Annotated in this window: 3 protein-coding genes; 1 reads left to right on the top strand and 2 read right to left on the bottom strand. The window is 33.4% G+C overall.

Translation table 11 applies throughout. The annotated features are described in order from the left end of the window. Positions 1-81: IS3 family transposase (locus AC1DRF_RS26515; protein WP_477742132.1), on the top strand; the 81-nt coding region annotated here is incomplete at its 5' end. Between the two features lie 118 nt (positions 82-199). On the opposite strand, the gene AC1DRF_RS26510 is transcribed toward AC1DRF_RS26515, so the two are convergent. Both AC1DRF_RS26510 and AC1DRF_RS26505 read right to left on the bottom strand, forming a co-directional pair. Further along, the gene (locus AC1DRF_RS26510; RefSeq protein WP_477742131.1) at positions 200-607 is read right to left on the bottom strand and encodes a hypothetical protein; all 408 of its coding nucleotides are present in this window, start codon (positions 605-607) and stop codon (positions 200-202) included. A 123-nt stretch (positions 608-730) separates the two neighbouring features. Then, positions 731-1,309 (bottom strand): YjgB family protein, encoded by a 579-nt coding sequence (locus tag AC1DRF_RS26505; protein ID WP_477742130.1) that lies wholly within the window; start codon positions 1,307-1,309, stop codon positions 731-733. Positions 1,310-1,670 lie beyond the last annotated feature (361 nt).

Genomic DNA, 1,670 nt, shown 5'->3' with positions numbered 1-1,670 from the left:
CTCTATTACAATACCAAAAGAATGCATTCTTCTCTGCATTATCTTTCCCCTATTGAATACGAAAAAGCCTATTCATCATAGTAGCCTAACTTAGTGTCCAATAAATATTGACAAGTCCAACTAGATGCTTAGATAATATGTCTAACTTTTTGGGTTCAGTTCATTCTCAAGGGCTTCTTTAACCTAAAAAGAGATTAAATTATTTAAATACAACATCAAGCTTTCCAGATACATATCCATTTGTATAAGTGTCTTTTATGTCAACATAATACTTTCCTGTTTTCATAGAGGTAAATAAAGTTTTTCCATTCGTAAAAGTATGATAACTTGTAGTACCACCCGTACTTGCATTACGAAGCCGAACAGACAGATTACTGTAATTTGATAATTGTGTAGTTCCAGAAGCAGTTTTCAAATAAATAGGCGAAACAAGGTCTATTTCGATATTCGCTAACTTATTAGGGTTACCCACTTCTCCATCCCATTTTCCATCCTCCGTTTGAAACGAAAAGCGAGGGACACTTGCTTGTGCTGAAGACCCTCCAATTGTAGTAATTGCAAGTACGGCCATTATCACAATAATAAACAACGAATACATTTTTTTCATTATTTTCCCCTCCTAAATTGACTTACTGGTTCATAATAATTTTTATTAAAGAAACATTGAATAACAGTTTTTTTGAACMAATAAAACATAGAGAAATAAACAAGCTGTAGATTCTGTTTTCGTTTAAGCTTTAGAAACCAAGTTTACATGATTTAATGACGTAGCATTATCGAAAATAAATTCAAGGTCGTAAGCTCCGGCATGATACGTATATTTCGTTTGAACAAGATTCCCATTTTTTATTTCTTTCGTAAAATTAGGCTGTCCAAGCTGTTTTTTTAAGTTCACTTCTGTAATGGATCCTAAATTGGTTTGACGTTCTACATTTGTACCGAAATAGCGAATTTCTGAGATAACATGGTTTTTATCATATCCAAATGCATAGCCAGGATGCCCCATTTCAGCATGGTAGTAATCAAAGCTTCCTGTATCTCCTTCAGGAGGAAGACCGAAAAGGGAACGAACATCATTACGCGTGCTCACCCCAAATTTTAAGTCTTTTGTTAGCCGAGGCACTTCACCTTTAATTCCGGCATTATAAATTTCATTGATGTTTTTGACAGCAGTTTGATTGATTTCAGTCTGATTCGTAGCTGCATGAGCAGTCGTGTCTAAATGAGCTACATGAGTGGATCCAAATGTAGCAATTCCTGTAATGGCTGCAGTAGCTACTATTCTTGTAAATGTTTTTTTTCTCTTCATTATTTTCTCTCCTTTTATCCCGATTCTAAGGGTACTAATCTTAGCTAAGCGAGGTGATTAATGCCCTAATTCGGGTAGTTTAACAACAGTGTGCTCCAAAAATTAAAGGCCATGTTCCTATTCAATTACATATTTAAACTCTAGTTACAAATATAATAATATGTAGATGTTTCCAAATTGTTTCGTTTTTATATTTTTGTAAAATTAATTATTAAAAATTTTAGATGTGATGCTTATAAAAAACTGCTATTGCCCTATTGAGCATTGTTAAAGATATATGATTTAAAGAGAGTAAATTCATTAGGAATTAGAGTCTGCCTGAGAGCAAAGAGAATACATCTATAAACTATATGGGTGAGCT

It is taken from the genome of Priestia sp. P5_B4 (genome assembly GCF_056400385.1).
The sequence above is the reverse complement of the archived record's forward strand: the minus strand, read 5'-3'. Positions and strand labels throughout refer to the sequence as shown.

Excerpts from the sequence above, each read along its gene's own strand:
- AC1DRF_RS26505 (WP_477742130.1), bottom strand. The coding sequence starts at position 1,309 with ATGAAGAGAAAAAAAACATTTACAAGAATAGTAGCTACTGCAGCCATT.
- AC1DRF_RS26510 (WP_477742131.1), bottom strand. The coding sequence starts at position 607 with ATGAAAAAAATGTATTCGTTGTTTATTATTGTGATAATGGCCGTACTT.